General features: G+C 69.3%; 8 protein-coding genes. 3 read left to right on the top strand and 5 right to left on the bottom strand.

Translation table 11 applies throughout. The features are described 5' to 3' along the window. Nucleotides 1–382: YbjN domain-containing protein (locus V7702_RS16120; RefSeq protein WP_335651101.1), on the top strand; the 382-nt coding region annotated here is incomplete at its 5' end. Nucleotides 383–384: 2 nt separating this feature from the next. On the opposite strand, the gene V7702_RS16125 is transcribed toward V7702_RS16120, so the two are convergent. From V7702_RS16125 to V7702_RS16135, 3 genes are all read right to left on the bottom strand, one after another. Next, a complete protein-coding gene (locus V7702_RS16125) occupies nt 385–1,362 on the bottom strand; it encodes an NAD(P)H-dependent flavin oxidoreductase (protein ID WP_335651102.1) in 978 nt (325 codons plus the stop codon). Nucleotides 1,363–1,598: 236 nt separating this feature from the next. After that, entirely contained in the window at nt 1,599–2,378 is a 780-nt protein-coding gene (locus V7702_RS16130; protein ID WP_335651103.1) for an SDR family NAD(P)-dependent oxidoreductase, read from the bottom strand. Nucleotides 2,379–2,447: 69 nt separating this feature from the next. Then, the gene (locus V7702_RS16135) at nt 2,448–3,284 is read right to left on the bottom strand and encodes a hypothetical protein (protein WP_335651104.1); all 837 of its coding nucleotides are present in this window, start codon (nt 3,282–3,284) and stop codon (nt 2,448–2,450) included. Nucleotides 3,285–3,481: 197 nt separating this feature from the next. On the opposite strand from V7702_RS16135, the gene V7702_RS16140 reads away from it, so the two are divergent. Next, a complete protein-coding gene (locus tag V7702_RS16140) occupies nt 3,482–4,033 on the top strand; it encodes an OmpA family protein (protein WP_335651105.1) in 552 nt (183 codons plus the stop codon). Between the two features lie 51 nt (nt 4,034–4,084). Here V7702_RS16140 and V7702_RS16145 read toward each other — a convergent pair whose 3' ends face one another. Next, complete coding sequence (locus tag V7702_RS16145) at nt 4,085–4,879, bottom strand: EAL domain-containing protein (RefSeq protein ID WP_335651106.1); 795 nt, start codon at nt 4,877–4,879, stop codon at nt 4,085–4,087. Between the two features lie 95 nt (nt 4,880–4,974). Then, nucleotides 4,975–6,723, bottom strand: coding sequence for an acyl-CoA dehydrogenase (locus V7702_RS16150; protein ID WP_335651107.1), 1,749 nt, complete (start codon nt 6,721–6,723; stop codon nt 4,975–4,977). A gap of 128 nt (nt 6,724–6,851) precedes the next feature. On the opposite strand from V7702_RS16150, the gene V7702_RS16155 reads away from it, so the two are divergent. After that, a partial coding sequence (locus V7702_RS16155; protein ID WP_335651108.1) for an L-threonylcarbamoyladenylate synthase occupies nt 6,852–7,143 on the top strand: 292 nt, incomplete at its 3' end.

Consider the following 7,143-nt stretch of genomic DNA (forward strand, 5'->3'; position numbering starts at 1 on the left):
GGGCATGGGCGCGCGGGGCGAGATGGAGGGCCGGGAGGCGGGCCAGGTCCGCCTCAATGTGGTGACGCCGGGGGGTATTTTCGGCGCCGAATTCATCGGCTGCGACGAGGCGGGCCGGGCCTGTCGCGCGCTCGGCTTCACCGCCAGCGTCGACAAGCGCGCCATGACCCTGGACCACCTCAACAGCTTCAACAACCGCGACATTCTCTGCCGCGCGGTGATGCGTGGCGACCAGGTCGATGTCCGCTACGGGCTCCTGCTGGCTGACAGCCAGACCGAAGGCGACCTGCGCGACCAGGTGGCCGTGTGGCAGCGCTGCCTCGGCGCCTTTGCGGGCCTGGCCAACGATCCCGACGGCTTCCTGGGTGCGGCCCAGCAATAGCCTCAGGCCATTGCGCGACTGCGGAGCCTGGCCATCCGGTCGATGGCGGCCTCGGCTTCGGCGACCATCTCGGCCACGATCTGGGCCGCAGGCTTGATATCGTGGATACCGCCGGCCGACTGGCCCATGGCGAAGCAGGAGCGGTCGGGGTCGAGGCCTTCGACCTGGCCGCCGATGCCGCCCATCACGCCAGCCTTGGAAGAGTGCATGGCCTGCATCGGGAAGGGCTGGATCTCCTGGGGCCGGGTCTCCCAATCCTCCACATAGGGGTTCTTCATCACCCGCATGGGCTTGCCCGAATAGCAGCGGGTGCGGACCGTATCGACGTCTTCAGCGGCCACCACCGCGTCGCGATAGGCCTGGCCCGCATGAGCCTCGGTCGAGGCGATGAACCGGGTGCCGATCCAGACCCCTTGCGCGCCCAGCGCCAGGGCCGCAGCCAGGCCACGGCCGTCGGAAATGCCGCCGGCGGCGACCACCGGAATCTTCACGGCCTCTACGGCCTGGGCGACCAGCGGCAGGGTGCCGACCAGGCCCGTATGGCCGCCACCCTCCCCGCCCTGGCAGATGACGGCGTCGCAGCCGGCCTGCTCGGCCTTGACCGCATGCTTCACCGCCCCGCAGACCACCATGACCTTGAGGCCCGCAGCCTTCAGCTTCTCCATGATCGGCATTGGCACGCCGAGGCCGGCGATGAAGGAGGAAGCACCCTCTTCGATGATGATCTCCACCGAGGCTGTCAGGCTCTCGGGCGAGGCGGCCAGCAGATCGACGCCGAACGGCTTGTCGGTCAGCTTGCGGACCTTGCGCATCTCCTCGCGGATGAAGTCTGGCGAGCGGCCGGCCATGCCCAGCACCCCATAGCCGCCGGCCTCGCAGACCGCGGCCACCAGCTCGGCATAGGCCACCCCGCCCATGCCGGCCTGCATGATCGGATGCTGGATCTCCAGCAGGTCGCAAAGCGGCGTGTGCAGGGTCATGGCGTCGTCTCCCGTGGTGTTTTTGCTTGAACCCACCATGGCGCCGTCGGCCGCCAGCGGAAACACTGACCCTGCGTCAGGGGCTCGTAGCGCCGCGCGGAGCGCGTTCTAAAAGAGAGGACACAAAGGACACGAAGGATAGCAAAGGACACGAAGATCTAGACGCTTCACCCTTTGTGCTCTTCGCGCTCCTTTGTGCCCTTCGTGTCCCCTTCTTTTTTCGATGCCTGCGGCGCTTAGAAAACGCCGTAGCCGCCGTCGATCAGGAAGGAGTCGCCGGTGTGGAAGCGCGAGGCGTCGGAGGCCAGATAGACCGCCATGCCGCCAAAGTCGGCCGGCTCACCCCAGCGGCGCATGGGCACGCGCTTGATGACGTTCTCATTGAACTTGTCGTTGTCCTGGGCGCCCGCGGTCATGTCGGTAGCGATCCAGCCGGGCAGGATGACATTGGCCCGCACGCCATATCGCGCATGCTCCACGGCGATGGCCCGGACCATGGGAATCAGCGCGCCCTTGGTCGCCGCATAGGCCTGGTTGCGCGCCGCCCCGTCCAGGGCCGACAGCGACGAGATCGCCACCAGCGAACCGCCCTGGCCGTCGCCGCCCCGGGCGACCATGTGCTTGCAGGCTTCGCGGAAGGTGAAGAAGACCCCATCCAGATTGACCGACAGCACCTTGCGATAGGTCTCTGTGGGAAACTCCGAGAAGGACTTGGCCCCGCCGCCGATGCCGGCGTTGGCCACCACGGTGTGGACCGCGCCCATCTTTGCGACCGCAGCTTCCATGCCGTCGGCCACCGCGGTCTCGTCAGCCACATTGACCACCTGGGTCAGCACCCGCACCCCGGTGGGCTTCAGCTTCTCTTCCGCCGTCCGGTTCTTGTCCGGATTGGAGCCCCAGATGACGATGTCGGCGCCGGCCTGGGCCATCGCCTCGACCATGCCAAAGCCGATGCCGCCATTGCCGCCGGTGACCAGGGCCACCTTTCCGGTCAGGTCGAAGGGTTTGTAGGCCACGGCGTCCTCCTCGTTTTTCAAACGTTTGTTGGGCTTGAAGAGAGGCGGGTCGCAGCGACAGGTCAAGCCTTACCGCCGCGCCTCGAGCAGGTCTGACCAGCGCCACCGGCCCGCGCCCAGGGCGATGCGCGGCGCGCCGGGACCGTCGGCGAGGCTGAGCACCACATGGCCGGAGACGGCGTCGCGGCGGCAAGCTTCCGGCGCAAAGGCCACCTCCACGGCGATGGCTTGGCGCACCCCGGCCAGGCCGCGGCCAGTCTGACCCGGACTCTGCACCCACTGGCCGTCCCAAAGGTGCAGGGCGCGGCCGCGAGCGCCGGACGCCGCGCTGGCCTGGGCCACCGTCGCCTGGATACTAGGCTCCTTGCGCAGCGCCGTCTGCAACCGCGCCACCATGCTGCAGGAGGAACCGCCGCCGCCGGCCCCATCGCCGGCGCCGGTCCCGCTGGCTCCAGCGCCGCCCGCGCCGCCGCCGGGTCCCGCGCCCACGGTGATCGCGCCCGCCGTCTGGGCGGCGCTCAGCAGGGCATAGGTCGGCGCCTTGGGCGCTGGCGGCACGGGCAGGGGTGGCATCTCCGGCGGCCGCGGGGCGGGCCTGGCCTGCCGCGGCGGCGGGACCGGTGGGGAGATCTTGGGCGCAGGCGCAGGAGGCGTCGCGGCCGCAGCCGGGGCGGCGTCATCCTGCGCTGGACCATCAGGCGCTTCGGCCGGCGGCGGCGGCGGCGGGGGCGGCTCAGGTCGCGGTGGCGGAGGGATCAGAGACACCTCGATCGGCTGGGATTCGGGCTCGGCAGGCGGGGGCGAAGCCAGCGCCAGGGCGCCCAGGATCGCGCCGTGGACCGCCAGACTCGCCAGGCCTGCGCCTGCGCGGCCCACCGTTCTGCGCTGGTCGTTTCGCCCTTGCATGAAGCGCCTGTCGCCGTGATCGGGACCCGAATGGCTCCCACGGGGATGCGTCGAGAAGGTGGCGGCGGACGGGCGCGCCCATGGTCAAGGCGCCTTGTTGACGCCACGATCGCGCCATCACGGGGCCGTGATAGGCCAACCCAATGGCGTTTCCACTGCAGATGGGGATGGGGTCTGCGTTGCAGAAAGGCGCTTACATGACGAAATCCACTCTTCGGTCGGCTGCGACCGTCAGCGTTCTGGTGATGGCCGGCCTGGTGGCCAGCGGCTGCGCCACCAAGGGCTTTGTCCGTGACGAGGTCGCCGTGGTCGACAACCGCGTCACCCAGGTGCAGGGCACCGCCGGCGAGGCCCTGGACCGGGCAAACGCCGCCCACAAGCTCGCAGAAGGCAAGTTCCTCTATGAGGTCGTGCTCTCCGACGATTCCGTGAAATTCCCCTCCGACCGCCACGCCCTGTCGCCCGAGGCCGAGGCCCGGCTGTCGGAGCTGGTCCAGCGGCTGACCTCGGAAAACCGCAACGTCTATCTGGAAATCCAGGGCCATACCGACGCCACCGGCCCCTCCGGCTATAATGACGAACTGGGCGAGGCCCGGGCCGAGGCGGTGCGCAAGTACCTGTCCATGAACGGCATTGCGTTGAACCGCATGGCCACGATCTCGTATGGCGAGGAGGCCCCCGTCGCCCCCAACGACACCGCCGACGGCCGGGCGCAGAATCGCCGCGTGGCGATCATCGTCCTGACTTAAGGCCTGAAATCCCTGGCAGGACCTGGCTTTGCGGCCGGTCCTGTCGGGGTCCTAACCCGCCGCCGCCACCCGCCGGAGCGTCGGCAGATCCACGACCGGCAGGGTCTCAAAGGCCGGCCGGGCCAGCAGGTAGCCCTGAATATACCGCACCCCGATGGCCCGCAGGGCGGCCAGTTCGCCCTCGGTCTCGATGCCCTCGGCGATCACTTCGATCCCTAATTCGGCGCACATCCGCACGACGCCAGCCACGATGGTCCGCCGCGGCAGGCTTTGGTCCAGGCCGCGGATCAGGTCCATGTCCAGCTTGATGATGTCGGTCTGGAAGCGGGCCAGCAGGTTCAGCCCCGCATGGCCGGCGCCGAAATCATCCAGCGCCGTGCCAAAGCCCATCTTCTGGTAGCTGGCGACGATACTGGCCACATGGGCCGGATCGGCCATCTGTTCGTTCTCGGTGAACTCGAAGATCAGCCGGTCGGTGGGAAAACCGTTGGCCGCCGCCGTCTTCAAGGTCAGCTGGATGCAGGCCAGCGGCGAATAGACCGCGTTGGGTAGGAAGTTGATCGACAGCCTGGCCGGCCCGTCGAGGATGCCGGCCTGGGTCGCCGTCTCGATCGCCCTAACCCGGCACTGCTGGTCGAAGGCGTAGCGGTTCTCGGCCGTCACCTGCGAAAGCACGCTCCAGGCCGACTCCCCAGCCGGCCCGCGGACCAGGGCTTCATAGGCGAAGGGCTGGCCGGTCTCCATGTCCATGATCGGCTGGAAAGCCATCGCGAAATCGAAGTCGAGGCCTTCGCCGTCACGGCAACCCTGACAGGGAACGGTGGCTTTCGGAGCGGTGGGCATCATGACGCGGGTCCATGGGAACTGGCCTGCGACCCTGCCCTAAGAATATGAATCAACGGTGGAAAGCCGGCCCGACCGATCCTCGCAGGGTTGGGATGCTATCCTCCCAGCGCCTCGGCGCCGACGGCTTCCAGTTCGGCCGCCCCTTGGGTCACCGCCGCCGCCAGGCCGCCGGCGCCGGTCAGGACCTGGGCGCCGTAGAGGCGCAGCAGCGGCAGGCGGGCCTGCATCCACGGATCGTCCGAGCCCGCGGCGGCCAGCGCCTGGCGGGCCAGGACAAAACCCCCGATCACGTCGCCGGCCAGCTTCAGATAGGGGGTCGCGCCGGCTGCGGAGTCTGTTCCGCGGTTGGCCAGCAGCCAGTCGGTGGCCGCCTCCAGGGACCGCACGCCCTCGGCCAGACGGCGACCGGCCTCGGTCAGGTCGGCGCGTTCGGTCAGCGCCTCGGCGGTCATGGCCATCTCCGCGCACAGGGCGTCCATCACCGCGCCGTCGGCCATGCCCAGCTTGCGGCCGGCCAGGTCCAGGGCCTGGATGCCGTTGGCGCCCTCATAGATCGGGGCGATGCGGGCGTCGCGATAGTGCTGGGCCGCGCCCGTTTCTTCGATGAAGCCCATGCCCCCGTGGATCTGCACGCCCATGGAGGCGACCTCGACCCCCATGTCGGTGGACCAGGCCTTGGCGATGGGGGTCAGCAGCTCCTGACGAGCCTTGGCGCTGGCCCGGGCCTCCGGCGTCGGCCCCAGCCGCGCATGGTCGGCCAGCACGCCGGTCATGAAGCAGATGCCTCGGGCCGCCTCGATCCTGGCCTTCATCAGCATCAGCGTGCGGCGCACATCGGGATGGTCGAAGATCGGTGCCGGCGAGGCGCCGGTCCAGGCCGACTTCCCCTGGGTGCGGTCCTGGGCGTAGGCGAGCGCCTGCTGAAAGGCCCGCTCGGCGATTCCGACGCCCTCGACGCCCACCTGCAGGCGCGCGGCGTTCATCATGACGAACATGTGGGCCAGGCCCTGATTGACCTCCCCCACCAGCTCGGCCTGGGCGCCGTCGAACATCATCACGCAGGTGGGCGAGGCGTGGATTCCCAGCTTGTGCTCGATGGAGGCCGGCCAGAGGCTGTTGGCCTCGCCCAGGGACCCGTCGTCCTTGACCAGCCGCTTGGTGGCCAGGAAGAGCGAGATGCCTTTCACCCCAGGGGGCGCATCAGGAAGCCTCGCCAGCACCAGGTGGCAGATATTGTCGGCCGCATCGTGGTCGCCCCAGGTGATGAAGATCTTCTGGCCAAACAGCCGGTAGCCGCCATTCCCGTCCGGCTCGGCCCGGGTGGTGAGCGCCGCCAGGTCGGTGCCAGCCTGCGGCTCGGTCAGGTTCATGGTGCCGGTCCATTCGCCGGAGACCAGCCTGGGCAGGACCAGGCGCTTCTGGCGCTCGTCGCCATGCAGGGTCAGGGCCTCGATGGCCGCCTGGGTCAGCATGGGACAGAGGCCAAAGGCCATGTTGGCCGCATGGACCATCTCGAACACCGCCAGCTCCATGGCCTTGGGCAGGCCCTGGCCCCCATGCTCGGGGTCGGCCGACAGGCTGTTCCAGCCCTGTTCGGCGAATGCCCGATAGGCGTCGGCGAAACCGGGCGCGGCGGTGACCTTGCCGTCCCTGTGGCTGGCGCCCTGCTGGTCGCCGATGCGATTCAGGGGGGCGAGCACGTCGGTGGTGAAGGCGCCGGCGGCGTCCAACACCGCTTCGATGGTGGCCTCGTCCAGTTCCGGGAAGCTCGCCTTGGCCAGGTCCCCGTGGCCGGCGACGTTGAGGGCGAAGGCGATGTCGCGGACGGGCGCGCGGAAAGTCATGCAGGGCTCCACTAAGGCAGGCCGCTATTTAGGCGCGATGACGTGGCGTCACCAAGGCCGAGCAGGCCAGGAGGGGACAAGCCGGCCCCTTTGCGGCTATCACGCCCTTGCGCAACCGGAGCCAGACCATGAGCCAAGCCGATGCCGCCGCCCAACGCGCCGCCCAGGCCCTGGCCAGCGGCGCCCTGGTCATCCTGCCCACCGAGACGGTCTATGGCCTGGCCGCCGACGCGGCCGATCCCCGCGCGGTCGCCGCCCTGTTCGAGGCCAAGGGCCGGCCGCAGTTCAATCCCCTGATCGCCCATGTGGCCGACCTGGCCATGGGCGAGACCATCGCCCGGTTCGACGATCGCGCCCGGGCGCTGGCCAAGGCCTTCTGGCCCGGTCCGCTGACCCTGGTGCTGCCCGTCGCCGACACCG

The organism is Phenylobacterium sp., assembly GCF_036963605.1.
GTDB lineage: Bacteria > Pseudomonadota > Alphaproteobacteria > Caulobacterales > Caulobacteraceae > Phenylobacterium.

Bases quoted from the DNA above. Each gene is read 5' to 3' on its own strand.
- V7702_RS16135 (WP_335651104.1), bottom strand. From the start codon at position 3,284: ATGCAAGGGCGAAACGACCAGCGCAGAACGGTGGGCCGCGCAGGCGCA.
- V7702_RS16150 (WP_335651107.1), bottom strand. From the start codon at position 6,723: ATGACTTTCCGCGCGCCCGTCCGCGACATCGCCTTCGCCCTCAACGTC.
- V7702_RS16145 (WP_335651106.1), bottom strand. From the start codon at position 4,879: ATGATGCCCACCGCTCCGAAAGCCACCGTTCCCTGTCAGGGTTGCCGT.
- V7702_RS16140 (WP_335651105.1), top strand. From the start codon at position 3,482: ATGACGAAATCCACTCTTCGGTCGGCTGCGACCGTCAGCGTTCTGGTG.
- V7702_RS16125 (WP_335651102.1), bottom strand. From the start codon at position 1,362: ATGACCCTGCACACGCCGCTTTGCGACCTGCTGGAGATCCAGCATCCG.